The sequence below is a fragment of the Sulfitobacter sp. W027 genome (genome assembly GCF_025143985.1).
Lineage (GTDB): Bacteria > Pseudomonadota > Alphaproteobacteria > Rhodobacterales > Rhodobacteraceae > Sulfitobacter.
The window spans coordinates 175,429-201,536 of the sequence record NZ_CP083566.1 but is presented as its reverse complement, the minus strand read 5'-3'; the positions used below and the strand labels follow the sequence as shown (position 1 = coordinate 201,536).

The 26,108-nt window shown below is 61.0% G+C and carries 25 protein-coding genes; 14 read left to right on the top strand and 11 right to left on the bottom strand.

Annotation, left to right across the window (positions count from 1 at the left end; translation table 11 throughout):
* Positions 1 to 24 precede the first annotated feature (24 nt).
* The 5 genes from K3759_RS18435 to K3759_RS18415 are packed head-to-tail and all read right to left on the bottom strand — an operon-like array spanning position 25 to position 4,490.
* Positions 25 to 510: a DUF6505 family protein gene (locus tag K3759_RS18435; RefSeq protein WP_259986061.1), complete on the bottom strand. Its 486-nt coding sequence runs from the start codon at positions 508 to 510 to the stop codon at positions 25 to 27.
* Positions 507 to 1,223, bottom strand: coding sequence for a biotin/lipoate--protein ligase family protein (locus tag K3759_RS18430; RefSeq protein WP_259986059.1), 717 nt, complete (start codon positions 1,221 to 1,223; stop codon positions 507 to 509). Before K3759_RS18430 ends, K3759_RS18435 begins: the two co-directional genes overlap by 4 nt.
* Entirely contained in the window at positions 1,220 to 2,290 is a 1,071-nt protein-coding gene (gene apbC, locus K3759_RS18425) for an iron-sulfur cluster carrier protein ApbC (protein ID WP_259986057.1), read from the bottom strand. Before apbC ends, K3759_RS18430 begins: the two co-directional genes overlap by 4 nt.
* 5 nt (positions 2,291 to 2,295) lie before the next feature.
* The gene (locus tag K3759_RS18420) at positions 2,296 to 2,499 is read right to left on the bottom strand and encodes a DUF6494 family protein (protein WP_259986056.1); all 204 of its coding nucleotides are present in this window, start codon (positions 2,497 to 2,499) and stop codon (positions 2,296 to 2,298) included.
* Positions 2,500 to 2,525: 26 nt separating this feature from the next.
* Positions 2,526 to 4,490, bottom strand: a complete 1,965-nt coding sequence (locus K3759_RS18415; protein ID WP_259986055.1) for a 4Fe-4S binding protein — start codon at positions 4,488 to 4,490, stop codon at positions 2,526 to 2,528.
* Positions 4,491 to 4,870: 380 nt separating this feature from the next.
* Here K3759_RS18415 and K3759_RS18410 point away from each other — a divergent pair, with 380 nt between their 5' ends.
* From K3759_RS18410 to parA, 13 genes are all read left to right on the top strand, one after another.
* Positions 4,871 to 5,410 carry a DUF3305 domain-containing protein gene (locus tag K3759_RS18410; protein WP_259986224.1) on the top strand — a complete coding sequence of 180 codons (540 nt, stop codon included), beginning with the start codon at positions 4,871 to 4,873 and terminating at the stop codon, positions 5,408 to 5,410.
* On the top strand, positions 5,407 to 6,054 hold the full coding sequence (locus K3759_RS18405) for a DUF3306 domain-containing protein (protein WP_259986054.1): 648 nt from the start codon (positions 5,407 to 5,409) through the stop codon (positions 6,052 to 6,054). Before K3759_RS18410 ends, K3759_RS18405 begins: the two co-directional genes overlap by 4 nt.
* On the top strand, positions 6,051 to 6,659 hold the full coding sequence (locus K3759_RS18400) for a molecular chaperone (RefSeq protein WP_259986053.1): 609 nt from the start codon (positions 6,051 to 6,053) through the stop codon (positions 6,657 to 6,659). The genes K3759_RS18405 and K3759_RS18400 overlap by 4 nt, the downstream gene beginning before the upstream one ends.
* 65 nt (positions 6,660 to 6,724) lie before the next feature.
* Positions 6,725 to 6,937, top strand: coding sequence for a twin-arginine translocation pathway signal protein (locus K3759_RS18395; protein ID WP_259986052.1), 213 nt, complete (start codon positions 6,725 to 6,727; stop codon positions 6,935 to 6,937).
* Positions 6,938 to 7,044: 107 nt separating this feature from the next.
* Positions 7,045 to 10,032 (top strand): formate dehydrogenase subunit alpha, encoded by a 2,988-nt coding sequence (locus K3759_RS18390; protein WP_259986051.1) that lies wholly within the window; start codon positions 7,045 to 7,047, stop codon positions 10,030 to 10,032.
* A 12-nt stretch (positions 10,033 to 10,044) separates the two neighbouring features.
* Positions 10,045 to 10,638: a formate dehydrogenase FDH3 subunit beta gene (fdh3B, locus tag K3759_RS18385; protein WP_067266580.1), complete on the top strand. Its 594-nt coding sequence runs from the start codon at positions 10,045 to 10,047 to the stop codon at positions 10,636 to 10,638.
* A gap of 66 nt (positions 10,639 to 10,704) precedes the next feature.
* The gene (locus K3759_RS18380; protein WP_259986050.1) at positions 10,705 to 11,904 is read left to right on the top strand and encodes a formate dehydrogenase subunit gamma; all 1,200 of its coding nucleotides are present in this window, start codon (positions 10,705 to 10,707) and stop codon (positions 11,902 to 11,904) included.
* Positions 11,905 to 11,938: 34 nt separating this feature from the next.
* Complete coding sequence (locus K3759_RS18375; protein ID WP_259950196.1) at positions 11,939 to 12,064, top strand: hypothetical protein; 126 nt, start codon at positions 11,939 to 11,941, stop codon at positions 12,062 to 12,064.
* Between the two features lie 17 nt (positions 12,065 to 12,081).
* Positions 12,082 to 13,437: a sigma-54 dependent transcriptional regulator gene (locus K3759_RS18370; protein ID WP_259986049.1), complete on the top strand. Its 1,356-nt coding sequence runs from the start codon at positions 12,082 to 12,084 to the stop codon at positions 13,435 to 13,437.
* Positions 13,438 to 13,680: 243 nt separating this feature from the next.
* Positions 13,681 to 14,439 (top strand): amino acid ABC transporter substrate-binding protein, encoded by a 759-nt coding sequence (locus K3759_RS18365; RefSeq protein ID WP_259986047.1) that lies wholly within the window; start codon positions 13,681 to 13,683, stop codon positions 14,437 to 14,439.
* A 3-nt stretch (positions 14,440 to 14,442) separates the two neighbouring features.
* Positions 14,443 to 15,117 carry an amino acid ABC transporter permease gene (locus K3759_RS18360; RefSeq protein WP_259986046.1) on the top strand — a complete coding sequence of 225 codons (675 nt, stop codon included), beginning with the start codon at positions 14,443 to 14,445 and terminating at the stop codon, positions 15,115 to 15,117.
* The gene (locus tag K3759_RS18355; protein ID WP_259986045.1) at positions 15,114 to 15,848 is read left to right on the top strand and encodes an amino acid ABC transporter ATP-binding protein; all 735 of its coding nucleotides are present in this window, start codon (positions 15,114 to 15,116) and stop codon (positions 15,846 to 15,848) included. The genes K3759_RS18360 and K3759_RS18355 overlap by 4 nt, the downstream gene beginning before the upstream one ends.
* Positions 15,849 to 15,940: 92 nt before the next feature.
* Positions 15,941 to 16,579 (top strand): ParA family partition ATPase, encoded by a 639-nt coding sequence (parA, locus tag K3759_RS18350; protein ID WP_259986044.1) that lies wholly within the window; start codon positions 15,941 to 15,943, stop codon positions 16,577 to 16,579.
* A 108-nt stretch (positions 16,580 to 16,687) separates the two neighbouring features.
* Here parA and dctP read toward each other — a convergent pair whose 3' ends face one another.
* The 3 genes from dctP to K3759_RS18335 are packed head-to-tail and all read right to left on the bottom strand — an operon-like array spanning position 16,688 to position 19,609.
* Positions 16,688 to 17,776: a TRAP transporter substrate-binding protein DctP gene (gene dctP / locus K3759_RS18345; RefSeq protein ID WP_409202527.1), complete on the bottom strand. Its 1,089-nt coding sequence runs from the start codon at positions 17,774 to 17,776 to the stop codon at positions 16,688 to 16,690.
* A 20-nt stretch (positions 17,777 to 17,796) separates the two neighbouring features.
* Positions 17,797 to 19,119 (bottom strand): TRAP transporter large permease subunit, encoded by a 1,323-nt coding sequence (locus tag K3759_RS18340; protein ID WP_259986043.1) that lies wholly within the window; start codon positions 19,117 to 19,119, stop codon positions 17,797 to 17,799.
* Positions 19,109 to 19,609, bottom strand: coding sequence for a TRAP transporter small permease subunit (locus K3759_RS18335; protein WP_259986222.1), 501 nt, complete (start codon positions 19,607 to 19,609; stop codon positions 19,109 to 19,111). Before K3759_RS18335 ends, K3759_RS18340 begins: the two co-directional genes overlap by 11 nt.
* Before the next feature lie 243 nt (positions 19,610 to 19,852).
* Here K3759_RS18335 and K3759_RS18330 point away from each other — a divergent pair, with 243 nt between their 5' ends.
* Positions 19,853 to 20,947: a TRAP transporter substrate-binding protein gene (locus K3759_RS18330; RefSeq protein ID WP_259986042.1), complete on the top strand. Its 1,095-nt coding sequence runs from the start codon at positions 19,853 to 19,855 to the stop codon at positions 20,945 to 20,947.
* A gap of 236 nt (positions 20,948 to 21,183) precedes the next feature.
* Here the strand turns inward: K3759_RS18330 and K3759_RS18325 are convergent, their stop codons facing one another.
* The 3 genes from K3759_RS18325 to K3759_RS18315 all read right to left on the bottom strand — a co-directional run bounded on the left by K3759_RS18325 (position 21,184) and on the right by K3759_RS18315 (position 26,091).
* Positions 21,184 to 22,575 (bottom strand): TRAP transporter large permease subunit, encoded by a 1,392-nt coding sequence (locus tag K3759_RS18325; RefSeq protein WP_259986041.1) that lies wholly within the window; start codon positions 22,573 to 22,575, stop codon positions 21,184 to 21,186.
* A complete protein-coding gene (locus K3759_RS18320) occupies positions 22,575 to 23,153 on the bottom strand; it encodes a TRAP transporter small permease subunit (RefSeq protein ID WP_259986040.1) in 579 nt (192 codons plus the stop codon). The genes K3759_RS18325 and K3759_RS18320 overlap by 1 nt, the downstream gene beginning before the upstream one ends.
* 553 nt (positions 23,154 to 23,706) lie before the next feature.
* Complete coding sequence (locus K3759_RS18315) at positions 23,707 to 26,091, bottom strand: transketolase-like TK C-terminal-containing protein (protein WP_259986039.1); 2,385 nt, start codon at positions 26,089 to 26,091, stop codon at positions 23,707 to 23,709.
* Between the last annotated feature and the right edge of the window lie 17 nt (positions 26,092 to 26,108).

Below are 26,108 nucleotides of genomic sequence, written 5' to 3'. Positions count from 1 at the left end.
GCGCCGCAATGTGGCTCGGGTAGTCTATTCTGGCAGATCGCCATGGATGGCAAATTGTTCAAGTCCGGCATCCTGCGGCTGGATCATACGGAAACTCTCCCGCACGCCGGCATCCGTCAATTCGCGTGCCACGGTGAGCAGGCAATTGGGAGCGTGTTCTGCGCAAAGCTCGATCATCTGCGCCAGTTCCTCGGATGCCACCGGGCGGGCGGCGTCGACGGATGGGGCACCGTAGTAGGTGACGAAATGCTGTGCCAGCATGGCAGTGAGCGTCTCCACCTCAGCTTCTTCGATCTGCGTTACGGCAACAAAGGTGACCCTACCGAAGGTTTCTAGACCCAGCCAGCCGTTAGCGAAGGCCTGACGCGCCTTGCCGGTCAGATCGCCTTGGGTCCAGTCCGAGAACTCGAAACCCCCGGAGATGCACCATTCGCCGGTGCGCGCGGGCGAAGCAAAGACGTTGCGGTCGCTTTCATCGAAATGGATCGCGCGGGCGAGTTTGAGGGTCATGGGGTGGCCTCCAATAGGGTGGTGAGCGGGATCAGCTGGGTGGTTGTCTCGTTGCGCATGAGCATGCCGAAGTCTTCGTCGACACCGATGAATGTACCGCTTTGGCCCCGCACCGTCACCTCACTGTCGATCCCATAGACCAATCCACGCCATTCGCCATGCAGACTAACGGGGCCGAGGCCTTCCCAGCGGTTGATCCAGTGCAACGTGTGCCGCGCCCAAGAAGAGATCAGGGCAGGGGGCTGAACCTCGGCACAGCCTTCAGCGAATAGTGCGGTTTGATCCGGGTTAAGGCCTGTTTCCGCCATGTCTGGGTCGTCTGCAGGGTAGAGGGGCAGGGTAAACCCCACAACCAACCAATCCGGGACCGCCGTGGGATCGATACTAGAGGCAACCATACGGAACGCACCGCAGGAAGCGCCGTTCAGGCGAATGCCACCGTCCCATTGCAGTTGCACCGCCACTTCGGGCGGGGAAAGCGCGCCAAGGGCGTTTTGGAAGCCGACACCGCAGACCGGCAGCATCGCCGCCGCCCGCGCCAGCGGCACCTCGGGCGCGAAGACCAGCGCGCCCTGCATCTCGGCCCCGTCCAGCCGGTAGGTGATAAGACCAGCGTCACAGCCTTCGGCCGCACGGGCGCAGGCGGCGGAGAGGGCGTCACCCGCCACCGCCTCGCCCGACATCAGCGGGGGAAAGGACGGCGCTTCACTCATGCTACGCCAGCGTCGATCAGTTGCTTGGCGATCGCGTGGAAGGCCGCCGCCTGTTTGCTGTCCGGCTGGCTTACGGTGATCGGCGCACCGCCATCTGAGGCGAGGCGAATCTGCAGGTCTAGCGGGACTTCTGCAAGAAGCGGCACGCCCCATTTCTCAGCTTCAGAAGCGACACCGCCGTGGCCAAAGACATGCTCCTCGTGGCCGCAATTGGTGCAGATATGGGTCGACATGTTCTCGATCATCCCAAGGATTGGCACCTTGAGTTGGTTGAACATGTCGATCCCCTTGCGGGCGTCGATCAGAGCCACGTCCTGCGGTGTAGAGACGATAACCGCCCCATCCACATGGGCCTTCTGCGCCAGCGTCATCTGCACGTCGCCGGTGCCGGGCGGCAGGTCTACGATCAGCACGTCGAGCGCGCCCCATTGCACCTGCGTCATCATCTGCTGCAGCGCGCCCATGAGCATCGGCCCACGCCAGACGACGGCCTGATCCTCATTGGTCATCAGGCCAATCGACATCATGGTGACGCCGTGGTTGCGCATCGGCAGGATGGTCTTGCCATCGGGCGAGGCCGGGCGGCCCGAGACACCGAGCATCCGGGGCTGGCTGGGGCCGTAGACATCGGCATCAAGCAAGCCCACGCGGCGGCCTTGGGCGGCCAGCGCACATGCGAGGTTGGCCGAGACGGTAGATTTACCCACGCCGCCCTTGCCGGAGGCAATGGCGATGATGCGGTCAACGCCCGGGATTTTCTGCGGGCCGGTCGGCTCGGCCTTGCGCTGCGGCTTGAGGTCCGGCGGCGGGGCCTTCTCGCTATGGCCGGTCAGCACGATGGAGACTTTGCTCACGCCTTCGACCTGCGCCAGCGCCGCCTCGGCTTGCGCCTTGGCCTCCTCGTAGGCCTTGGCCTGCGCGGGCGGGATTTCCATCACGAAACGCACCGCGCCTGCGTCGTCCACATTCAGCGCACGCATCACGCCGCTGGCCACGATGTCGGTGCCCGTGGCCGGATCGGTCACAGTTTTTAGCGCGGTCAGGACCGCTTCCCTGCTGGCAGTCACGTCGCTTATGCCTCGCCCTTGTCCGCGCCGGCAATGGTGCCGTCGATGGTGTGTTCGAGACCCAGTTCCGGGATCGTGATCACGGCCTTGACCGCGAAGGTCTTGCCGCTCGTGTCATGGTCGCGCATGGCCTTTTCGATGGCCTGTTGCGAGGTCACGCCGACCTGCTTGAGAAACTTGCGCATCGACATGTTGAAGTCTTCGCTCATGGGTGGCTCCTGTGCTTAGGGGCGGCCTAGTGGTCGCGCCGTTTGGAGAGGTAATCTTCGGTGGTGCGGGGGCGGGGGCGCTCGTTCCCCGCCATCGGGTTGTTGGTGCTGTGATACTGCGCATTGATCCGGCAGTCATCGCACATCTGGATCATCCGCAGCTTCGCTTCGTCGGCAAACATCGAGTGGCTGCGCAGTTTGTCGGTGATCTTCTCCACCGTGGACTTCACGCCGAAGAGGCTACCGCATTCGACGCAGGCAAAGGGTTCTTCCTCGTTCAGGATCCGCTGGCTGAGCGCTGCGTCGGTAAGATCAAGCTGCGGCGCGAGGGTGATTGCATCCTCGGGGCAGATATGTTCGCAGAGACCGCATTGCAGGCAGGCGTCTTCCTGAAAGCGCAGTTGCGGCAGGTCAGGGTTGTCGCCAAGCGCGCCCGAGGGGCAGAGCGAGACGCAGGACAGGCAGAGCGTGCAAGCGTTCTTGTCGACCAGTACCGCGCCGTAGGGCGCGCCTTGAGGCAGGGGTAGCACTTCCACATCGGGCTGCAGCGCGCGGGCGGCTTGGCGAGCGATCTGCCTGCGGCTGCCCATAGGGCGGACAGGCTGTGCTACAGGGGCGGGGGGCGTGCCGTCATAGAGGATATCGGTTAACGCCTCGGGATCGGGGGTGTCGATAAGCGACAGACGCGCTTCTCCGGCAATTGCGCGGGCGAGGGCAGTCTGTGTCTCAATCGCGTCGCGGTCGGCTTTGGGGCCGAGCAGCAGCGCGACATGGGCAAATCCAGCGGCCAGCGCGGCCAATGCCTCAGCATGGCCAAAGGCGGCCAGTGCGGGCAGGTGCATTGGCACCACATCGGCGGGCAGGCCGCGCCCGTGACGCGCCACAAGGCGGATCATCTCGGCTCCGTGGTCGTCATGCACCAAGATGCGCGGCGCTTCTCCTCCGGCCTTGAGGTAGGCGCGGGCGAGGGTCTGCACCCGACGCATGGTGAAATCGACGGGGGGCGCGTCATAGCTAATGGCACCGGAGGGGCAAGCCGAAGAGCAAGCGCCGCAGCCTGCGCAGATCATCGGATCGACGGTCACATGGTCGCCGTCCGGGGTGATCGCACCCGTGGGGCAAAGATCAAGACAGGCCGTGCAGCCGGTTTGTCCGGCCCGGCTGTGTGCGCAAAGCAGCGGTTCTGTCCGTACATAGAGCGGCTGCTCGAAAGTGCCGACCAGATGCGAGGCTGCGAGCACGGCGGCGGCGACAGCGGGCGGATGCGCAGGATCGGCGCGCAGGTAGCCTTCGCGTTTCTCGTGCGCGGGGAACAGCGGCGTGTCGCCGCGCAGGTCGATGATCACGTCACACTGGCTTTTCGCCCCGTCACGCGGTTCGGTCCAGCTTAATGGGCCGCGGCCGCGCGGATCGACCTGACGCAGCGCGTCGATCACCACTTCGAACTGGCCAAGCGCCCCATTTGCGCGGCGCAGCTTGCCGGAGATGAGATCAAAGTCGCGGACCTCGGGCAGGTTGTCCTCGGCCTGCGTGACCGCGTCGTCCATCAGCAATGTAACGCTGAGGTGGTCCTTAAGTTGCGCCGCTGCCTCCAGCGCCGCCGGGCTGCGCCCGATAATTAGGCATAACCCTTCTGAGGCGACATCGATTGTTTTCTCTGCCGGGGCGTCCAGCAGGGCCTCTGCCGCCAAAGCGGACATTTTGGGCATTTTATCACGGGGGTCATCCGACCATCCCGCCCGGTCGCGCAGATCCAAGAGGGGGGCAGGGGGCAGACCCAATTCCTCGGCCAACTCGGTAAAGACCCGCTCTTCCTGAGTGCAGCATAAAACTGCATCCCCGGCGGTCAGCGCCTTGGCTGCGCGGTCGATCTGGGTGGTACAGAGGGCCGAACAGGGGCGGGCGACCGCTAAACCGGTGCTATCAGCCAACGCTTCGGAATCGATAAGCTGCGACCCTGCGCAATCGCATGTTATCAATGTCTTGGCCATGATTTTTCCCTTGTTTCGCGCTTCAATCCAGCGCCCTTTTGAGCGTGGATGAGGCCCCAAGCTAGACGGGTTTTAGCACTGCCCACAACCGAAATTCGGTGAGCGGCTTCGCGGGATTGGCAATGACAGGCACCTATAGGTAGCAGTCTTGCGGCTCAGTGATTCGGAATTCCCGAATCCCTCGTTTTCCTAGTTAAACACTCAAGTTAGACAAATAGGCCTAAGGGTCGTTGAGGGGCCAAAGCGGCGGGTCATCTTGTCTGTAAAGCCGGATTTTTGGGGCACCGCGCAGATTTACGCTTCCCTCGGGCAGGTCTTTCGGTCGAAGCTTGGTGAAACGGAGGAGCCAGTTGATCCATAACCCGACAATGTATCGGACGATGCCTTTGGGCATTGTACTGCGGCGCGCGCCGGGGGTAACCCGTTGGGCCAAGTGGAGCTGGAAGGCGACCGCCGTGCTGCCCGGTGCCGGGGAGGCGGATTGGCGCGAGCTGCGCCGCGAGGGTGAAATCGTCGAATACCATGCCGCCACGCTCACGCTTGAACTCCATGGGGCGGAGACGGAAGCCTATGTTCACGGGCTGGGTGCCGATGTGCCTTGCGTCTATGTGGTGTTGCGCCCCATTCCCGGCGCACTCGAACGGCCCTTCAAACTGGCCCTCGTCACGGCGTCTCCCTATGAGGCGCAGGACTATTGTGACAGCGCTGAGGAAGTGGTCGAAAAGGTCGCGATGACACCCGGGCTTTTGGCTTGGGTGCAAGAGTTCGTCGAAGAGTTCCACCAAGAGGAAGCCTTCGTAAAGCGCCGCCGCGATCGTTTGCGGACGGATCACAAGCAAGATGGCATTGGCGATCCGCGTGTCGAGAAACCGGCTGATGTCTATGCCTCGCCTACGTTGAAACGAAAGCGTCTGGCATGAGCGGATTTTGGAAAAACCGGCGCGCCGCCGTCGCGGCTGAGGCCGAAGCCGAAGCGCTTGCGCTCCAAGCTCGCGCGGCTGAGGCCGAAGAAGCAGCACTGGCCGAACGCAGCGATGACGATCTGCTGGCCGAGTTCGATTTGCCCGCGCCCGAGGACCTGGTGAATGGCGAACAGCTGCGCGCCTTTCTCAAGGCGCAATTGCCGCAACGGCTCAAGACCCGCGCACTGCGCAGCTTCTGGCGGACCAATCCCGTGCTCGCCTGCCTTGACGGATTGAATGATTACGACGACGATTACACAGCGGCAGCGACGGCGGGCAAGCCGGTCAATACGATCTATCAAGTGGGCCGCGGCATGGTGGCCAAGGTCGAAGAGATATTGACGGCTGAGACTGATGCGCCCGAGGGAGCGGCTGAAGCGGTTGCGGAAGATGCGCCCGTTCTTGCATCGACCCATGATGTGGTCGTGCCTGCCCCGCGCCGAACAGAGATGGCGCTGGCGCAAACAGCTCCTCAGCAGACCTATAGCGCGCCTGTAGATCATGCCGGGGAAGAGGCCGAACAGGCCGCACCGACCCACCGCCGGATGCGGTTTCAATTTGCCAGCGATCTGGCACAGGACATGGAAGGTAGCAGCGCATGACCCAATTGGCCGCAACGCCCCTCCCCGAAGAGGACCGCCTGCGCGCGGACCTATACAACTTTATGGGGCTTATCCTTGCCGGGCCACCGGATCAAATGCTGCTGGATCAATGCGCGGCCCTTTCTGGGGACGACAGCGAATTGGGGCAGGGCTTCAAAGCGCTTTCAAAACTCGCCTCCAGAACCAAACCGTCGGGGGCGGAGAGTGAGTTCAACCGGCTCTTCATCGGGCTGGGCCGGGGCGAGCTGCTGCCCTATGCAAGCTTTTACCTCACTGGGTTTCTCAACGAAAAGCCGCTGGCGGCGCTGCGCCAAGATATGGTCGCGCGTGGGCTTGAGCGGGCGGCGAATGTGTTTGAACCTGAAGACAATATCGCCTCGCTCATGGAGATGATGGGCGCGATGATCGCGGGTCGTTTTTCAACCCCGGCCACGCTGGCGCAGCAAAAGACCTTCTTTAACCGCCATATCGCCCCTTGGGCCAGCCACTTCTTTGCTGACCTCGAAGGCGCGAAGAATTCAGTCTTCTACGCCCCCGTGGGCAAGATCGGCCGTGCGTTCATGCAGATCGAAGCAGAGGCGTTCCGACTGAGCAAAGACAATTAGACAAGACGAGATGAGACAAGCGGGGCCGCGCGCCCCTGAACAAAAGACGTAACAGGAGAGACAACATGACACGCAAGCCAGAGGGTTCCACCGACGCACCCGTTCGCAAGGATCGGCGCGATTTCCTGAAATTTGCAGGCACCGCCGCGCCCCTAGCCGCCGTCGCCGTGGCCACCACCGGGACCGAAGCTGAAGCGGCCAAGGCCCCCGACCTGTCGTCGGACCGCATCCAAGACACAGAGCATACGCGCGCCTACTACGCCGCGGCGCGGTTCTAATCAGATAAAAAGGGGTACTAACCCCGTAAACTTGGCAGGGCGTCCAGCGCCCGCCGTTCAATAGCCACCTCAGGCGGGGACCAGCCCCGCGCATAGGGAGTGAAGATATGTTGAGGAAAAAGACCAATGGGGTCGCGCGGTCTGCGCAGCGGGCAGGCATCATGTCCGACGTGGCGCGCAGCGGAATTGACCGGCGTGCGTTTCTGCGCGGTTCGGGCCTTGCCATCGGCGGGCTTGCGGCGATCGCAGGCACCGCGGGCAGCGTGCAACAGGCATCAGCCGCCACAGCCGCCGTCAGCGGCAAGATGGAAATCAAGAAATCCGTCTGCACCCATTGCTCGGTCGGTTGTACCGTCATCGCGGAAGTGTCGGACGGTGTTTGGCTGGGTCAGGAACCCGGTTGGGACAGCCCCTTCAACCTCGGCGCGCATTGCGCCAAGGGTGCCTCGGTCCGCGAGCACGCCCACGGCGAGCGCCGCCTGAAGTACCCGATGAAGAAAGTCGGCGGAGAATGGCAGCGAATTTCCTGGGAGCAGGCGATCAACGAGATCGGCGATCAGATGCTGTCGATCCGTGACACCTCCGGCCCGGATTCGGTCTATTGGCTGGGCTCGGCCAAACATTCCAACGAACAGGCCTATCTGTTCCGCAAGTTTGCCGCCTATTGGGGCACCAACAACGTCGACCACCAGGCGCGGATCTGTCACTCCACCACCGTGGCGGGCGTGGCGAACACATGGGGCTACGGCGCCATGACCAACAGCTACAACGACATCCACAAGTCGAAGGCGATCTTCATCATCGGCGGCAACCCCGCCGAGGCGCACCCGGTCTCGCTGCAGCACGTGCTGAAGGCAAAAGAGGAAAACAACGCGCCGCTGATCGTCTGCGACCCGCGTTTCACCCGCACCGCGGCCCATGCGGACGAATTCGTCCGCTTCCGTCCGGGCTCGGACGTGGCGCTGGTATGGGGTATCCTCTACCACATCTTCGAGAACGGTTGGGAGGACAAGGAGTTCATCCGCACCCGTGTCTGGGGCATGGATGAGATCCGCAAGGAAGTCGCCAACTGGACGCCCGACGAGGTCGAGCGCGTCACCGGTGTTCCGGGCGAGCAGCTTCAGCGCGTTGCGCGGACCTTGGCGAACCACCGCCCCGGCACCGTGATCTGGTGCATGGGTGGGACGCAGCACACCAATGGTAACAACAACACCCGCGCTTACTGCATCTTGCAGCTGGCTCTGGGCAACATGGGCACCGCCGGTGGCGGCACCAACATCTTCCGCGGTCACGACAACGTGCAGGGTGCCACGGACCTCGGCGTTCTGGCCGACACGCTGCCGGGCTACTACGGTCTGTCGGACGGTTCCTGGGCCCATTGGGCGCGCGTCTGGGGCGAGGATCTGGAATGGATCCAGAGCCGTTTCGCGTCTTGGACCGATGGCGCGGGTGAAGAGCAGAAGATGATTAACCTCACCGGCATCCCGGTATCGCGATGGATCGACGGTGTGCTTGAAGCGCGCGAGAACCTTGAGCAGCCGGACAATACCAAGGCGATGGTGCTCTGGGGCCATGCGCCGAACTCGCAGACCCGTCAGGGTGAGATGAAAACGGCGATGGAGAAGCTCGACCTGCTGGTCGTGGTCGATCCTTACCCGACCGTTTCCGCCGTTCTGCATGACCGGACCGACAATACCTATCTGCTTCCGGCCTGTACGCAGTTCGAGACATCGGGTTCTGTCACCGCGTCCAACCGCTCGCTGCAGTGGCGCGAAAAGGTCGTCGAACCGCTGTTCGAAAGCCTGCCGGACCAAACGATCCTCTACAAGTTCGCCAAGAAATTCGGCTTCGAGGATCGCATGTTCCGCAACATCGAAGTGAACGGTGAAGAGCCGCTGGTCGAGGATCTGACCCGCGAGTTCAACCGCGGCATGTGGACCATCGGCTACACCGGGCAGTCGCCCGAGCGGATGAAGATGCACATGCAGAACCAGCATACCTTCGACAAGACCACCCTGCGCGCCAAAGGCGGCCCTGCCGATGGCGATTACTATGGCATGCCGTGGCCCTGCTGGGGCACACCCGAAATGAACCACCCCGGCACCGCGAACCTTTACGATATGTCGCTGCCGGTTGCCGAAGGTGGCCTGACCTTCCGCGCCCGTTTCGGCGTGGAGCGGGATGGTGAGAACCTGCTGGCCGAAGGCGTCTATTCCAAAGGGTCCGAGATCAAGGACGGCTATCCCGAATTCACCATGCAGATGCTGATGGATCTGGGATGGGACGGCGATCTGACGGCGGAGGAACGGCAGAGCATCGAAGCCGTCGCGGGCTATCAAGCCCCGGAGAATGCGGACGATGGTCAAGAGGAAGTCGGCGAAACCTCGCAACAGGGCGAGATGGAGTCGGATTACGTGGCCCAAGTTGGCGGTATCAACTGGAAGACCGACCTCTCGGGCGGCATCCAGCGGGTGGCGATCGAGCATGGCTGCGCACCCTTCGGCAACGCCAAGGCCCGCTGCGTGGTCTGGACCTTCCCCGACCCGGTGCCAAAACACCGCGAGCCGCTCTATTCCAACCGGCGTGATCTGGTGGCGGATTATCCGACCTATGACGATAAGACCTTCTGGAGGGTGCCGACGCTTTATGCGTCCATCCAAAAGAATGACTTTTCTGAGGAGTTCCCGATCATCCTCACCTCTGGCCGTCTGGTCGAATATGAGGGCGGCGGGGACGAGACCCGGTCGAACCCATGGTTGGCCGAGCTGCAGCAGAACATGTTCATCGAGATCAACACCCGTGACGCCAACAATCTGGGCGTACGTGACGGGGCCGATGTCTGGGTCGAAGGCCCGGAGGGGGGCAAGATCAAGGTGATGGCCATGGTCACCGAACGGGTGGGCGAGGGCGTGGCCTTCATGCCCTTCCACTTCGGCGGGCACATGGGCGGCGTCAGCCTGCGGGACAAATACCCCGACGGGGCCGATCCGATTGTTCTGGGCGAAAGCACCAACACGGTTCAGACCTACGGCTACGATTCAGTCACGCAAATGCAGGAGACCAAAGCGACTCTCTGCAAGATTATGCCAGCGTAAGGAGATAAGAGAATGGCAAGAGCAAAGTTTCTCTGCGATGCCGAGCGCTGCATTGAATGCAACGCATGTGTAACGGCTTGTAAGAACGAACACGAAGTACCTTGGGGCATCAACCGCCGCCGCGTGGTGACCATTCAGGACGGCCAGCCGGGCGAACGCTCGATCTCGGTCGCCTGTATGCACTGCTCGGATGCGCCCTGCATGGCGGTCTGCCCGGTAGATTGTTTCTACCAGACAGATGACGGCATTGTGCTCCACTCCAAGGACCTCTGCATCGGCTGCGGTTACTGCTTCTACGCCTGTCCCTTCGGCGCGCCGCAGTATCCGCAGGCCGGCAACTTCGGCAGCCGCGGCAAGATGGACAAATGTACCTTCTGCGCCGGTGGCCCCGAAGAGAACCACAGCCAAGCCGAGTTCCAGAAGTACGGCCGCAACCGGATTGCGGAAGGCAAACTGCCGATCTGCGCCGAGATGTGTTCGACCAAAGCGCTGCTGGCCGGTGACGGTGACATGGTCTCCGACATCTACCGCGAGCGCGTCGTCGCGCGCGGCTTTGGTTCCGGCGCTTGGGGCTGGGGCACGGCTTACGAGCAAAAGGGCCAGTAACGGCTTTCGGGGCGGCCTGACCGGGCCGTCCCTTTTCTCCATATCTGTCTAGCCGGGGGATTACCCATGCTGCGCCACCTGATGGCTCTTTTCATTCTCGCCTTGGCCGCGCTGCCGGTCAGCGCTACGGCGCAGGACGTGCGCCTGCCCGAGAACGCGACTCCTTCGGCGATTGACCGCACCAGCACCGGTGGGGCTCAGAACTTGGCTGATATCGAACGCCGACAGAGCGGTGCCGAAATCGACGATGGGTTCAGACGCAATAACCTAGGTGGCGATGCCGCGACGGTGCCGGGGCTTGGCCCGTTGGGTGGACGCTCCGACCCAGACCTGTGGCGTGGTATTCGCTATGACGAGTTGCCCGTAAAGGTCAGCACCATGAACAAGACCGGCCGCGTGCTGGTGCAAGACAACGGCATCTGGTGGCTGAACTTCCGTGAAGGGCCGCTGGCGACTTACGGCAGCTGGCTGCTGGCGGGGACACTGGCCGTGCTCTTGCTGTTCTATTTGCTGCGAGGGCGCATCCGCATCGAAGGCGGCAAGGTTGGCCGCACTGTAACCCGTTTCAAAGCGATTGAGCGTTTCGCGCATTGGATGCTGGCGGGATCGTTCATCTTGCTCGCACTGACCGGCTTGGCCACGCTCTTTGGCCGTAAGGTCGTCATCCCGCTTTTAGGGCATGAGTTTAACTCTGTCCTGCTGACCGGATCGAAGTTCATCCACAACAACGTCTCATGGGCCTTTATGATCGCGCTGGTCATGGTTTTCTTCATGTGGATTTGGCACAATATCCCGAACAAGACTGATTGGGTCTGGATCAAACAGGGCGGTGGCTTTATCGGCGACAAACACCCGCCCGCCAAAAAGTTTAACTTCGGCCAAAAGATTGTCTTCTGGGCCGTGATCCTCTTGGGCTTCTCTGTATCGCTCTCGGGCCTGTCGCTGCTGTTCCCCTTTGAGATCCAGCTTTTTGGCCATACCTTTGGTCTTATCAACGACATCGGCGTGGCTGACGCGGCGGGCCTTGGTCCCTTGCAGGACGATCTGACGCCTCATGCGGAAATGCAATATGCACAGCTTTGGCATGCGATCATCGGCTTTGTGATGATGGCGGTGATCTTGGGCCACATCTATATCGGGACACTCGGTATGGAGGGCGCCTTTGACGCCATGGGCAACGGCGAGGTTGATGAACGTTGGGCAGAGCAGCACCACTCGCTCTGGCTCGATGAGGTCAAGCATGACAAACGGACCCCCGCAGAATGACGGGCGGCGGCGTTCAGGTAAAAGGATACGCGCAATGAAAGCCATGCTGGCAGGGTTTCTGGGCGTCGCGGTGATCGGCGTTGTGGCCTATTTCGGACTGCATGAGATAGGCTTTTCCTCGGCCGAGGTCTATTCAGGTGAAAACGTCCGATTGGACTGACACCGAAGAGGCATATCATGGCGGCAGGCGATGAATACGGCGGCACGCTCGAAGGCGCGTCGGTCCTAGTGATCGACGACGAACCGGGCATGCGCCATTTCCTGACTAAGATTCTGGAGCCGCGCGTCAAGCGCGTCGCGCAGGCGGCGTCGCCTGCGGAGGCCACCAAACTCTTGGATGAGGCGCATTTTGATGTGGTCGTGCTCGACAATGTCATGCCCGGCAAAACCGGTCTGGAATGGGTGGTGGAGCAGCGCCGCAAGGGGTTCTACGCCGATACGATCCTGATCACCGCTTATGCCGATCTCGAGACCGCCATTGCCGCGTTGCGGGCAGGGGTCAGTGATTTCGTGCTGAAACCCTTTCGGGCGAACCAAATCCTCGGTGCGGTGTCCCGCACGCTGGACCGCAAGAACCTGCGCCGTGACAATACGCTGCTTCGGCGCGAGTTGCATGGCGGCGCTGCGGTTCAAATGCTCGGCAAGTCCGAAGCGCTGGCAAAGGTGCGCAGCATGCTGAGCCGCCTCGCCCCTGTGCCGACCCCGGTTCTTTTCACCGGAGCCAGCGGCACGGGCAAGGAGTTGGCCGCGCGGCAATTGCATCAGATGTCTGACCGCGCTGACAATCCCTTTGTCGCGGTGAACTGCGCTGCCATCACGCCGGATCGGATCGTGCCGGAACTCTTTGGGGCGGTGGAAGGGAATGAAACCCTGCAACCGGGTCTGTTCCTTTTGGCCGATGGCGGCACGCTGTTCCTAGATGAAGTAGCGCAGATGCCCGAACAGCTTCAGGCGGCGCTGCTGCGGGTGTTGGAAGACCAGCGTATCCGCCCCGAGGGGGCCGAACGGGAGATCCCGCTGAACCTGCGGTTTCTTTTCGCCACCAATGCCGATTTGCCGAAAGCGGTGGCGGAGGGGCGCTTCCGAGCAGACCTCTATCACCGCATGAATGTGGTCGAAGTCGCGATGCCGCCGCTCAAGGACCGCTCAGACGATATTGTGGAGCTGGCCGCGATGTTCATGCAACAATTCTCTACTGCGCTTGGTATGCCCGCGCTGCGATTGGATGCGGAGACCTTGCTTAAACTCCGGCGCTACGACTGGCCAGGCAATGTGCGCGAATTGCGAAACCTGATCGAACGCTCGGTCATCCTTGGCAGCTTGCCCGAAGCCTTCGCAGGGCATGGCTCGGTTGATGGACCACGGGCGATCGAAGACCTCGAACTCGTCACACAGCGCCACATGCTGCACATTCTCGATCTGTGCAAAGGCAACCGGGCAGAGGCCGCGCGGCGGTTGGGCGTGTCTCGCAAAACGGTAGACAGAAAACTGGCAGCTTGGGCCGCCGAAGGGCTCGATATCGACGCTTTTTAAGCCTGCCGCAGGTATGCGTTTTTCACATATCCGTTCCGCAGATACGGTTTTCACCCCCTAGACGGAGAAAACTGTTCTGTTCAAATACGCAAAGGCGGAAACTAATCCACGTTCCCACCCTCATCCAAGCCAACGTTCCATCCGAACCGATCCCGCCCGCCAAACGTTCCTGTTTTAGCGACGGTGTTGAAGCGGGCAGCGCCCGGTGACATTTGAAGCTCAAGCGTTACAGGAGTAAATTCAATGCTGAAACAGATCGTTACCGCCGCCGCACTCGCCTCGGTTTCCGGCTCCGCAGCCTTTGCCCAAGACAATGAGACGCTGCGCGTCGGAATGTCGGGAGGCTATTTCCCCTTCACCTTCGTCAAACAGGATGAGCTGCAAGGTTTTGAGGTCGACGTGATGAATGCCGTCGGCGATGAAGCGGGCTTTGAAGTTACCTTTGAAACTATGGCCTTCTCCGGTCTGATTGGCGCGCTGGACGCTGGCCGCATCGACACGATCGCCAACCAGATCACCATCACGCCAGAGCGGGAGGAAAAGTTCGCTTTCACAACACCTTACGTCTTTGACGGCGCACAGGTCGTGACCAAAGATGGCAACGAAGAGATCGGCGGCGTCGAAGACTTGCGCGGCAAGACCGTGGCGGTGAACCTCGGATCGAACTTTGAGCAGTTGTTGAACGAACTCGACTTTGCTGATGAAATTGAGATTAAAACCTACGAGTCGAACATCGCCCAAGACACCGCCCTTGGCCGGGTCGACGCCTTTGTGATGGACCGCGTCTCCTCTGCACAGCTCATTCAGGAAAGCCCCTTGCCGCTGCAACTGGCAGGCAAGCCCTTCTCTGAAATCCGCAACGCGTTGCCGTTCCAAGACACCGACGAAGGCCGCGCCCTGCGAGACCGGGTCGATGCGGCGCTGGAATCCCTGCGTGAAGACGGTACATTGGCTGAAATCTCGGACAAATGGTTCGGGACTGACATTACCAAAGCGGAGTAACCCATGCGGGCGCTAGACCTTGACTACATGCTGGGGCTGGTGCCCGTCATATTGGGCTATGTACCGCTGACATTGTTCATGGCGGTGGCGGGGATGGTGTTCGCACTCATCCTCGCCTCTCTTTTGGCGGTTGAGCGTGTGGCCAAGGTGCCCGTGCTTGACTGGTTCGTAATCATTTTCATCAGTTTCTTTCGGGGCACGCCGCTGCTGGTGCAGTTGTTCCTTTTCTACTTCGGCCTGCCGCAGGTTCTGTCCTTCTTGGCGGAGATCAATGGCGTGACCGCCGCGATCATGGGGCTGACCTTGCATTTCTCGGCCTATATGGCCGAAAGCATCCGCGCCGCGATCATGGGCGTGGACCGCAGCCAATGGGAGGCGGCGCAGTCGATCGGCATGACCCAGAGCCAGATGATGGGGCGGATCATCCTGCCACAGGCCGCCCGGATCGCCGCGCCCACATTGGTCAACTACTTCATCGACATGATCAAAGGCACCTCACTGGCCTTCACCCTTGGCGTGACCGAGATGATGGGCGCCGCACAGAAAGAAGCGGCGGGCAGCTTTCTCTATTTTGAGGCCTATCTCGTCGTGGCGATGATCTATTGGGTCATTGTCGAGGCCCTCAGCCAAGCCCAGAAGCGGCTTGAAACCTATCTCAATAAGGCGTTCGTCCGATGATCGATATCACTGGCCTGATCAAACATTTCGGCGGCGCGCCGGTTCTGAATGGCATTGATCTGCAGATTGCCGAGGGCGAGCGCGTGGTCGTGATCGGCCCCTCCGGTACGGGGAAATCGACCCTACTGCGCTGTCTCAACTTCCTCGATGTGCCGCAGGCGGGGACCATTCGCATCGGCAATGTGACGGTTGACGCCGCAAAGGCGCGCAAGGCCGACATTCTGGCGCTGCGCCGTCGGACTGCGATGGTGTTTCAGAACTACGCCTTGTTCGCGAACAAGACGGCGAAAGAGAACATCATGGAGGCGCTCGTCACGGTGCAGAAACGTGCCAAGGACGAAGCCGAGCGGCGCGCGCTTGCTGTGCTCGCCGAAACTGGCTTGGCCGACAAAGCCGACAGTTTCCCGGCGGCCCTGTCGGGCGGCCAACAACAGCGCGTCGGCATCGGCCGCGCCATGGCGCTTGGGGCCGAGCTGATGCTGTTCGATGAGCCGACCTCGGCGCTCGACCCCGAATGGGTCGGTGAAGTGCTGGACCTGATGCGCGCGGTGGCGGAGCGCAAACAGACGATGCTCATCGTGACTCATGAGATGCAATTCGCCCGCGAGATTGCGGATCGTGTGATCTTTATGGATGGCGGCAAGATCGTTGAGAGCGGGCCGCCGCCGGAGATTTTCGGTGCGCCGAAGGATGCGCGGCTGCAGAAGTTTCTCAAGCGCGTCGAGGGCTAGGCGGCGCCGCGCGCCCGTCGGGAGGTATTTGTCGCTTTTACTCACATGGCCCGCTATGCTGCGATGCAGAGAACCTATTGAAGGCTTAGCAAATGAGCGCCCGGATTATCTGTGTGGCCCAGCAGAAGGGTGGGGCTGGCAAGACAACCCTCGTTTCCAACTTGGCGATTGCCTATCTGGCAGAAGGTAAAAGCGTGGCTTTGCTGGATACGGATCCGCAAGGAAGCCTTGGCAAATGGTTGGACATTCGTGAAGAGACGCTCGGGCTCGATCTTAAACTGAAGTTCGCCACGGCGACGGCCTATGGGATCTCCCGCGCAATCAGGACGGTCAGTACTGAGGTTGATGTGATTCTTGTCGATACGCCCCCCAAGGCCGATAGCGACGTGCGTTGGGTCCTGCGTGAGTCGGATCTGGTGCTTGTGCCCGTATCAGCCAGTCAGGCTGATGTTTGGGCCACCCATGACGTATTGGACTTGGCCGACCGGGCGCAGAAACCGACACATATCGTGATGAACCGCACACGCGCCGGCACGCGGGTCGGCGATGACGTGGCACGGTCCGTGGCCGAACTTGGAGCAGGGCGTTTGACGTCGTCACTCGCCAACCGAGTGATCTATGCCGATGCTCTTGGCCGCGGTCTGGGTGTGGTCGAGGCCAAGAAATCCGGCCCCGCAGCGGACGAGGTCCGCGCGCTTGCGCAAGAGGTCGCGGGCATTCTGGAGCTATGATCCAAAGCTTGTCGGATTTTTAGCCGCGCCCGGACAAAGTCTAATTACCATCCTACGTAAAAAGGCCCGCCGATTGGCGGGCCTTTCCGTTAGACCAGTAGGTTCAGATCACTCCGCGCAGGCGCGAATTTTTTCGATGTCCGGGCCATTCGGTGTACGGCCCAGGTTAAATGGAGCCGAAGCGTCACGCCATTTGGCGTAATCTGCCAGATACTCCAGCTGGCTCAGATAAACCTTCGCGGAATCGGGGTTCTCGCAGGCGGTCTCTTCGATGGTCTCGTTTGCCATTTCCTGAACAGTTGCCAGCGTCTCATCATCGTAGCGGTTGATCTCGATGCCTGCGTCGATGAACTGCTGGTAGGCTTCGGTCGCACGCTTTTCGGTGAAGGAGAGCGACCAGACGAGGTTGGCCTGTGCCGCGATCTCAAGCGCTTCGCGGGTCTCGTCCGACAGCGCGTCCCATGCGCCCTTGTTGATCATCACGCCAAAGACGGATGCTGACTGGTGCCAGCCCGGTGTCGCCCAGTATTTGGTGACCTGCTGGAAACCGCCCGAGAAGTCGACGTTGGGTGTCGAGAACTCGGCCCCATCAATCACGCCGCGCTCCAGCGACTGGTAGATTTCGCCACCGGCCATGGAGACCTGAGAGCCGCCCAGTTTCTCAAGCAGACGACCCTGCTCCAGACCGGACAGACGCAAGCGCTTGCCTTTGAGATCTTCGAGCGTGACGATCTGCTCATTGGTGCGGAAGCCGGATTCGTTGTTGGTCACGCCGTAGGGCAGATAGACCATGCCGAACTTTCCGTAGATCTCGTTGTAGAGCTCTTTGCCGCCCCACTGCTCGATCCAGTTCACATAGTCGACCGCGTTAAACAGGCTTGCCGTGGTTGCCAGCGGCGAGAAGGCCGAGTTGCGGCCCGCCCAGTAACCGGGCCAGTCGGCGCCAGCCTGCACGGTGTTGGATTCAACCGCGCCAAAGACTTCGCCCGCTGGCACGAGCGAGCCGCCTTCGAAGAATTCGATGGTCAGGTCGTCCCCGGTCAGCTTGTTGGCCAGATCAACAAAGTGCTTGTCGATCTCGATCAGTTCCAGCGAGGTGGGCCATGTGGTGGTCATGGTCCAGTTGTCTTGTGCGGCTGCCTGTGTGGCAAAGCCCGCGCAGAGTGCCAGACCGGCAAGGGTTGATTTCATTTTCATTATTATACTCCTCCGTTGGTTTACTTGGTGTAGAGCGTTTCCGGCAGCCAGGTAACCAGCTGTGGGAACAGGGCGATGGCCACGCACATCATCAGGATCAACCCGATGAAAGGCAGCACACCGATGATGATATGCGACGTCTTGACCTCACGCGGGGCAATGGCGCGCAGGTAGAACAGCGCATAGCCAAAGGGCGGGGTCAGGAAGGACGTCTGCAGAACCACCGACATCAGGACGACGAACCACAAAAGGCTCACGTCCATTTCCTGCACGATGGGCAGGAAGATCGGGAAGGACAGCAGCACGATGCCGGTCCAGTCGAGGAAGGCACCGAGGATGAAGACGATGAACATCATCATAGCGATCAAAAGCCAAGGCGCCATGTCGAGGTTGCGGATGATCTCCTGCGTGGCGCGCAGACCGCCGGTGATGTTGAACACACCGGTAAAGGCCGTCGCACCGATGACGATAAAGAGGATCATTGCCGAGGTACGGCCCGTCTCCAACATCGCGCCATAGAAGCTCGCCCATGTGAACTTGCGGCGCATGATCACGATAAGCAGAGCCAGCGCAGCACCGATGGCCGAGGCTTCGGTTGCGGTGGCAATCCCCGCAAGCAGGGAGCCAAGGATACCGAGGATCAGCACCAGCGGCGGCACGGCCTCGATCAGCAGCATCCGCACCAGCGCGGGTTTGCTGATCTTCTCATCCGGCTCAACCGCGGGGGCCATATCGGGGCGCACGACGGCGACGATGAAGACCCAGACGGCGTAGAGCAGACCCAGTACCACGCCCGGCACCATCGCCCCGGCGAAAAGCTCACCCACCGAAAGCGGCGAATAGGAGGCCATGAGGATCAGCATGATCGACGGCGGGATCAGAATGCCCAGACAGCCGGAGGCGGCGATAACGCCGGTCGTCAGGGTCGGGCTATAGCCATATTGCAGCATCGGACGCAGCGCCATCACGCCCATCACGGTGATCGACGCGCCGATGATGCCAGTGGTCGCCGCCAGCAGGATCGAGATGAAAACGACTGCCAGCGCAAGGCCGCCGCGGATGTTGGACATCAAAAGCCGCAATGATTCGAACATCTTATCCGTCACGCCCGAATCGGACAGAAACCTTGCCATCAAGATGAACAGCGGAATCGCGATCAGGGTGAAGTTATCCAGCACATCGCCAAAGATACGGTTGATGACGATGCCCAGCACCATCGGCTTGCCGGCGATGACAGCGCCCAGAACGGCGGTGCCGCCGAGAACGAAGGCTAGCGGGTGACCCATGAAAAGGCCCAGCAGAAGCAGGCCGAACATGACGAGAGCGATGATTTCAGGCGTCACGGGCGATTTCCTGACGGTTAAGTACGAGTTTCAAGAATTCCGACACACCCTGCAGCAACAACAGGCCGGCGGCGAGCGCCATGGCCATTTTAAGCGGGTAGACCGGCAGTTGGACCGAGCCATAGGTTGTCTCACCTTGAGCGTAAGAGCGCATGGCGAATTCGTAAGAGCGGGTGGTGAAGATCCAAGCGAAGGGGAAGAAGAAGATCACATAGCCCGCCGCTTCGACCCAGCGTCGCAGGGTGGGGGCGAGGGTCTCGGTGATCAGGTCAACCCGCACATGGGCCTGATGGCGCAGCGCATAGCCGCCCAACATCACGAAATAGAAACCATATAGCTGTTTTGTGACGTCAAAAGCCCAGCGGGTCGGGTCATTCAGCGCATAGCGCATGAAGACGTCATAGATGATGATGGCGGCAAAGATGACGGCCACGACCGACACAATACGCCCGACGAATTCGTTCATCTGATCGATGAATTTTATCAAGATCTGAGCCCTCCCTGGCAGCTCGCACATTATTGGCCTTTCTGCCGAAAACAAGGCAAAACACCACTAATAATGCCGCTTTAAGTAGCACTACGTATGCCCCTCCTGGGGAGATTGTCCAGCCAGAGGCCGCTTCTATTCGCGAGAGGCATGGACATTTTCGAAAAGCGACGATTATCTGCTTCGCATAGCCCTCTACAAGAATGTCAGAGGACGCTTAGCAAATTTCCGTTTGGGAGGAAAAACATGGATCGTCGTTCATTCATCCGCAAGGCCGGTGTGCTGGGGGCAGGTGCTGCCGCCACGACACTTGCAGCGCCCGCCATTGCACAGGGCAACATCACCTGGCGCATGGTCACCACTTGGCCCAAGAACTTCCCCGGTCTGGGTGTCGGCGCGCAGCGTCTGGCCGACCGGATCACCGCCGCCTCGGGTGGCGAGCTGACGATTCAGGTCTTCTCGGCTGGTGAGATGGTGCCGCCGCTGCAATCGCTGGATGCCGTAATCGACGGCACCGCCGAGATGAGCCACGGTGCCGCCTACTACTGGCAGAACAAGTCGCCCGCGCTGTCCTTCTTCACCGGCGTGCCCTACGGCATGACCACGCCCGAGCTGACGGCTTGGATGCGGTATTTGGGCGGTCAGGAGCTCTGGGACGAGATCTATGACCAGTTCGGCGTACAGGGCTTCTTGTCGGGCAACACCGGCACGCAGGCCGGCGGCTGGTTCCGCAATGAGCTCAAGAGCCTCGACGATGTGAAGGGCGTGCGTTTCCGGACCCCGGGCCTCGGTGGCCGCGTGTGGGAGAAGCTGGGCGCGACTGTGACCAACATGGCCGCGGGCGAGATCTTCCAGGCGCTGCAGTCGGGCACGCTCGATGCCGCCGAATTCGTCGGCCCCTACAACGATCTGGCGCTCGGTTTCCATCAGGTCGCCAAGAACTACTACATGCCGTCCTTCGTGGAGTCGGGTCTGGCAACCGAGCTTGTCGTCGACAAGAAGAAGTACCAGGAACTGCCCGAGAACCTGCAGGCGATCATCCGTGACGTGAGCCAGGCCGAGTACGACCAGGTTGCCGCCGACTTCTACGCCAACGACCCGCGCGCGCTGAAGACGCTGGTCGACGAGCATGGCGTGGTGGTGCGCAACTTCCCCGACGACATCATGGAAGCCGGAGCCAAGGCCTCGGTCGAAGTGGTCGAGGAACTGCGCGCAAGCGACGACCCGCTGGTCAAAAAGACCGCCGAGAGCTTTGTCGAGGCGCTGAACCTCGTCCGCACCCGGACCGAGTCGGTCGATGGCCCCTACATTCAGGCGCGCGAGAAGTTCCTGAAGTACTGAGCTTCTTGGTAAGTGATGTAGAAAGGCCCGGTGGAAACGCCGGGCCTTTTTCTGTGGGGGTAGGGGCCTGAGAACTGTCCCGCCCGTGGGCACCACGGGCATCGCCCTCCCTCCCCCCGGAGGGCGGTTTTGCAACGTAACGAAGGCCGGAACGGTGGCGATAGATGCGCTGACCGAGGTTCTTGCAAAGGCCGCGATCGCCCCCCAGGGAGGGCGATGCCCTTAGTGCTTCAGCTTCAGCCCGAAATCACCTTCGGCAGCCACGTCACGATCTGCGGGAAGGCAAAGAGGATCGCGATCGCCACCACCTGCAACAGCACGAACGGCAGGATGCCCTTGTAGATCGCGCTGGTCGGCAGTTCCGCCGGGGCCACGCCGCGCAGATAGAACAGCGCAAAGCCAAACGGCGGTGTCAGGAAGGACGTCTGCAAGTTCACACCCACCAGCACGCCCAGCCAGATCGGATCAATGTCGAGCATCAACAGCACGGGCGCTGTGATCGGGATCACGATGAAGATGATCTCGAAAGTATCAAGGATGAACCCAAGGAAGAACATGATCACCATGACCATCGCCACAGCAGCCAAGGGGCCACCGGGCAGGTTGCTCAGGAACTCATGCACCAGATTGTCGCCGCCCATCATGCGGAACACGATGGAAAAGACCGAGGCCCCCAGCAGAATGACGAAAACCATGCTGGTGATCGTTGCTGTCGCAATCATCGTCTCGCGCAGAATGCGGAAGGACAGACGCCAGCGCAATGCTGCCAGCACCATCGCACCGACGGCACCGACAGAGGCGGCCTCAGTCGGTGTCGCGATACCGCCGAGGATCGAACCCAAAACAGCGAGGATCAGCAAAAGCGGCGGCACCAGCGCCACAAAGAAGTCCCGCAGCAATTCGCCCTTTTCGTCAGCCGGCACCGGGGTTGCGGGGCAGGAGGCTGGCGCAGTGGCAGCTTTGAAAAGCACATAGCCAAGGTAAAGCGACACCAGCAGAATGCCCGGCAAAAGCGCCCCGGCAAAGAGATCCCCCACCGACACTGGCGCGGGCGCAAAGTTACCCTTGGCCATCTGCACCTGAGAGTTGATACCCGCGAGCATGTCACCCATGAAAATCAGCACGGTCGAGGGCGGAATGATCTGGCCCAGCGTACCACTCGCGCAGATGACGCCAGTGGCAAGCTTGGGATCATAGCCCGCCCGCAGCATCGCAGGCAGAGAGATCAGCCCCATGGTCACAACAGTCGCACCGACAACCCCGGTCGAAGCCGCGAGCATCGCACCCACCAGCACCACCGAAATACCCAAGCCGCCGCGCATGTTGCCAAATAGCTTGCCCATGGTCAGCAGCAGTTGCTCGGCGATCTGGCTGCGTTCCAGCATCACCCCCATGAAGATAAAGAGCGGCACCGCGACCAGGACTTCGTTCGTCATAAAGCCGATGTAACGGTTCGGCAGCGAGCCGAAGTTCGAGGGGTCGAACACGCCAAAGCCCATGCCCACAGCGCCGAAAAGCAGCGACACGCCAGCAAGGGTAAAGGCAACCGGGAAGCCCAAGAGCAAAAAGCCGATCACGCCAAAGAACATAAGCGCGGCGAGCATCTCGCCAATCAGTATCGGATCCATCAAACGGCTCCCTGCGGATGGTCTGCGGGGATTTGGTCCCGGCTGTATTGCATGGATTTGGGCACCAGCTCAGCATTGCCGCTCAGCACGAGGATGGAGCGGATGATCCATGCAATCCCTTGCAGGGCAATGAGAAAGGCAAAACCGATGATAAAGGCCTTGAGAATATAGAGCCCTGGCATGCCGCCCACATTGGCCGAGCCTTCTTGGTATCCCCAAGCGCGTTGCACGAAGGGGATCGAATAGACATAAACGATCCAGCAGAAAGGCAGCAGAAAGACGACCACGCCGATCAGGTCAATCAGCGCGCGGCGTGTCATGGTGGCGGGGCGGTAAAAGATATCGACGCGCACATGGTCATCCCGCAGCAGGGCAAAGCCCGCTACAGCGGTAAACATCGCACCGTTGAGCCAGATATAGAGGTCTTGCATCCAAACGAAGCTCATCGCGAAAACATAGCGCTGCACGACCACGGTGAAACAGACCAACACGATGCCGAGTGAGAGCCATGAGAAGAGATTGCCGATGATTAAATTCACCGCGCAGATCACTCTGGCAATTCCTGCTAGAAAACGCACCCTGTCCCCTCTCCCGTCAAGTTCGTTTGCACGTCAATCAAAGGGAGGGGGCAAAATGTCAAGATTTAGATGCTGGCGTGGCCTGAACTGCTGCATTTGTGAACGCGCAGTGGCAGGGGGGCCACCGCGCGGAACGGCTGTCAAATTCGCTACCGTCACTGGTCGTTCTGGGCACCGTCCAGGTTGCAAGGGCGATCGCGCTGGAGGCGTTCCGTCCACTGCGTTGGCCTGCCGTTTGTTGAGCCTTTGCTTTGATCGTCGATCTTGAAAGGGGTCAAATATATCTATTCGGATCGTTGCTTACGTTCGATCTATCCCCGCGTCGGCGCTGAAGTTGGCCGTTGTCAAAGCCAACCTCCCACCGCGCGGGCGCAATCGCAGGGGGACGACGCGCTGCGGCACGAAGCGCTTTAAGCGTTGGTCAATCTGTGGGGCTGAAATCTTCAGCAGCATCGGGGCTTCTGGCTCGACTACCTTTGTGCATAGCAATTTCGGCAAGTAACCGGACGCAGACAAAAGACGCGGCGTTGAAGGTCTGCGCCGCGCACGCTTGTCACCCCGCCACACGGTGCAGCATTTGGCGGCCCGGAGTCAGCCCCTGCACCTTCTCAACAATCGACCGCGCGTCGATGCCGAAGTGTTGGTAGAGGTCCGCGATGGTCCCGGTCTGGCCGAAATGCTCGACCCCAAGCGGCACCGTCTGATGCCCGACGACCGAACCGAGCCACGACAGCGTTGCCGGGTGGCCATCAATCACCGTCACGATTTTACAACCGCGCGGCAGATCGGCCAGCAGGCTCTCAATGTGGCTTTGCGCCTCTGCATTGCCCCGCGCCCGGGCGCGTTGCGCCGCCGTCCATCCGGCGTTGAGACGATCCGCGGAGGTGACAGCCAGCACGCCCACATCGCGCCGACCTTCGGCAATCATCCCTGCCGCCTTTATCGCTTCGGGCGCTACGGCCCCTTGATAGGCGATCACCACGTCGCAGTTCGGCCCCGGCTTGCGCAGCCAATAGGCCCCGTCGATGGCACCTTGGCGGAAGTCTTCGTCGACACGTTTGCCGGGCTGTTCGATGGGGTTCGTCGTCAGCCGCAGATAGACCGAGCCGCCGGTCTCGTCGCGCAGCCAAGTGCGCTCGTCCGGGTCGCCCTCGCCATCACGCTGCAGGTAATCGAAGGCCCATTGCATGATCACGGCCAACTCGTCGGCGAAAGCGGGCTCAAAGCTCGCCAGCCCGTCTTGGCTCATGCCGATGAGCGGCGTGCCGATGGACTGATGCGCTCCGCCCTCGGGCGCCAGTGTCACACCCGACGGCGTACCGACGATCATAAAACGCGCGTCTTGATAGCAGGCATAGTTCAGCGCGTCCAAACCACGGGCGACGAAGGGGTCGTAAACCGTGCCGATGGGAATGACCCGCTTGCCAAAAAGCGAATGCGACAGACCCGCAGCACCCAGCAGGAGGAAGAGGTTCATCTCGGCGATGCCCAACTCGATATGCTGGCCCGTGGGCGTAAATTCCCACTTCGCGGTCGAGGGGATCTTCTCGTTGATAAAGGTATCGGCCTGTTCCTTGCGGGCGAAGAGCTTGCGCCGGTTCACCCAAGGCCCAAGGTTCGTCGTGCCGGTCACATCCGGCGACATGGTGACAATCCGCTCGGCCAGATCGCTGTCGCCCTTGGAGAGATCGTCGAGGATCTTGCCGAAGGCCATCTGGGTGGAGATCTCGCGGTCGCTGGAGAGTTCAATCTGCGGCACCGTCAGGGTTGCGTCTTCGTAACGGCGGCGGCCCTTTGCGAAGAAAGGCACGCGGTCGAGTGCGGCCTGCAAGGCGTCAGGGTCCGCGACGGTGGCGAACTTCTCCCACTCTTCGCCCTCGGCCACACCCATATGCTGCTGCCACTCGGCCATCTGGCTTTTGTTCATCAGCCCGCCGTGGTTGTCCTTATGCCCCGCAATCGGCGTGCCCCAACCTTTAATCGTATAGGCAAGGAAACAGACCGGGCGGTCGTGATCGATGGCGGCAAAGGTCTCGGCCATGGTCTGCACGCAGTTGCCGCCGAGGTTCTCCATCAGATCGGCCAGTTCGTCATCACTGCGCGCCTCGATCAGCGCAGTCACATCGCCCTGATCGCCAAGCGCGTCCATCAGCCGCTGCCGCCAGACCGCACCGCCCATGAAGGTCAGTGCCGAGTAGAGTTGATTGGGGCAGTTGTCGATCCAGTCGCGCAGCTTGTCGCCGCCCGGCTCCTCAAACGCCGCGCGTTGCAGGGCACCGTATTTCACCTTCACCACGTCCCAACCGAAAGCGTCGAAAATCTGCTCGATGCGTTTGAACAGCCCTTCGCGCACCACCCCGTCGAGCGATTGGCGGTTATAGTCGATGATCCACCATGTGTTGCGCAGGTCGTTCTTCCAACCTTCTTGCAGGGCTTCGTAGATGTTGCCTTCGTCCAGTTCGGCATCGCCGACCAGCGCCACCATCCGGCCGAGGGTCACGTCCTCCCCCCACGCCTTGGCGGTGATGTAGTCCTGCACCAGCGAGGCAAAGGAGGTCACGGCGACCCCAAGCCCCACGGACCCGGTGGAGAAATCCACATCGTCGATATCTTTGGTCCGGCTGGGATAGCTCTGCACGCCATGAAATCCGCGGAAGTTCTCCATCTTCTCACGGGTCTGGTTGCCCATCAGATACTGCATCGCGTGGAAGATCGGCGAGGCATGGGGCTTTACCGCCACGCGGTCTTCGGGCCGCAGCGCGCTGAAATAAAGCGCAGTCATGATCGACACCATCGAGGCGGAGGACGCCTGATGCCCGCCCACCTTGATCCCATCCACCTTGGGCCGGATGTGGTTGGCGTTGTGGATCATCCAGTGCGACAGCCACAGCAAACGCTGTTCGATGGTCTTGAGATGGTTAGGGGCGAGAGCGGTCATGGCGGGTCTTTCAGATA

Excerpts from the sequence above, each read along its gene's own strand:
- K3759_RS18435 (WP_259986061.1), bottom strand. The coding sequence starts at position 510 with ATGACCCTCAAACTCGCCCGCGCGATCCATTTCGATGAAAGCGACCGC.
- K3759_RS18430 (WP_259986059.1), bottom strand. The coding sequence starts at position 1,223 with ATGAGTGAAGCGCCGTCCTTTCCCCCGCTGATGTCGGGCGAGGCGGTG.
- K3759_RS18420 (WP_259986056.1), bottom strand. The coding sequence starts at position 2,499 with ATGAGCGAAGACTTCAACATGTCGATGCGCAAGTTTCTCAAGCAGGTC.
- K3759_RS18415 (WP_259986055.1), bottom strand. The coding sequence starts at position 4,490 with ATGGCCAAGACATTGATAACATGCGATTGCGCAGGGTCGCAGCTTATC.
- K3759_RS18410 (WP_259986224.1), top strand. The coding sequence starts at position 4,871 with ATGCCTTTGGGCATTGTACTGCGGCGCGCGCCGGGGGTAACCCGTTGG.
- K3759_RS18405 (WP_259986054.1), top strand. The coding sequence starts at position 5,407 with ATGAGCGGATTTTGGAAAAACCGGCGCGCCGCCGTCGCGGCTGAGGCC.
- K3759_RS18400 (WP_259986053.1), top strand. The coding sequence starts at position 6,051 with ATGACCCAATTGGCCGCAACGCCCCTCCCCGAAGAGGACCGCCTGCGC.
- K3759_RS18395 (WP_259986052.1), top strand. The coding sequence starts at position 6,725 with ATGACACGCAAGCCAGAGGGTTCCACCGACGCACCCGTTCGCAAGGAT.
- K3759_RS18390 (WP_259986051.1), top strand. The coding sequence starts at position 7,045 with ATGTTGAGGAAAAAGACCAATGGGGTCGCGCGGTCTGCGCAGCGGGCA.
- fdh3B (WP_067266580.1), top strand. The coding sequence starts at position 10,045 with ATGGCAAGAGCAAAGTTTCTCTGCGATGCCGAGCGCTGCATTGAATGC.
- K3759_RS18380 (WP_259986050.1), top strand. The coding sequence starts at position 10,705 with ATGCTGCGCCACCTGATGGCTCTTTTCATTCTCGCCTTGGCCGCGCTG.
- K3759_RS18375 (WP_259950196.1), top strand. The coding sequence starts at position 11,939 with ATGAAAGCCATGCTGGCAGGGTTTCTGGGCGTCGCGGTGATCGGCGTT.
- K3759_RS18370 (WP_259986049.1), top strand. The coding sequence starts at position 12,082 with ATGGCGGCAGGCGATGAATACGGCGGCACGCTCGAAGGCGCGTCGGTC.
- K3759_RS18365 (WP_259986047.1), top strand. The coding sequence starts at position 13,681 with ATGCTGAAACAGATCGTTACCGCCGCCGCACTCGCCTCGGTTTCCGGC.
- K3759_RS18360 (WP_259986046.1), top strand. The coding sequence starts at position 14,443 with ATGCGGGCGCTAGACCTTGACTACATGCTGGGGCTGGTGCCCGTCATA.
- K3759_RS18355 (WP_259986045.1), top strand. The coding sequence starts at position 15,114 with ATGATCGATATCACTGGCCTGATCAAACATTTCGGCGGCGCGCCGGTT.
- parA (WP_259986044.1), top strand. The coding sequence starts at position 15,941 with ATGAGCGCCCGGATTATCTGTGTGGCCCAGCAGAAGGGTGGGGCTGGC.
- dctP (WP_409202527.1), bottom strand. The coding sequence starts at position 17,776 with ATGAAAATGAAATCAACCCTTGCCGGTCTGGCACTCTGCGCGGGCTTT.
- K3759_RS18330 (WP_259986042.1), top strand. The coding sequence starts at position 19,853 with ATGGATCGTCGTTCATTCATCCGCAAGGCCGGTGTGCTGGGGGCAGGT.
- K3759_RS18325 (WP_259986041.1), bottom strand. The coding sequence starts at position 22,575 with ATGGATCCGATACTGATTGGCGAGATGCTCGCCGCGCTTATGTTCTTT.
- K3759_RS18315 (WP_259986039.1), bottom strand. The coding sequence starts at position 26,091 with ATGACCGCTCTCGCCCCTAACCATCTCAAGACCATCGAACAGCGTTTG.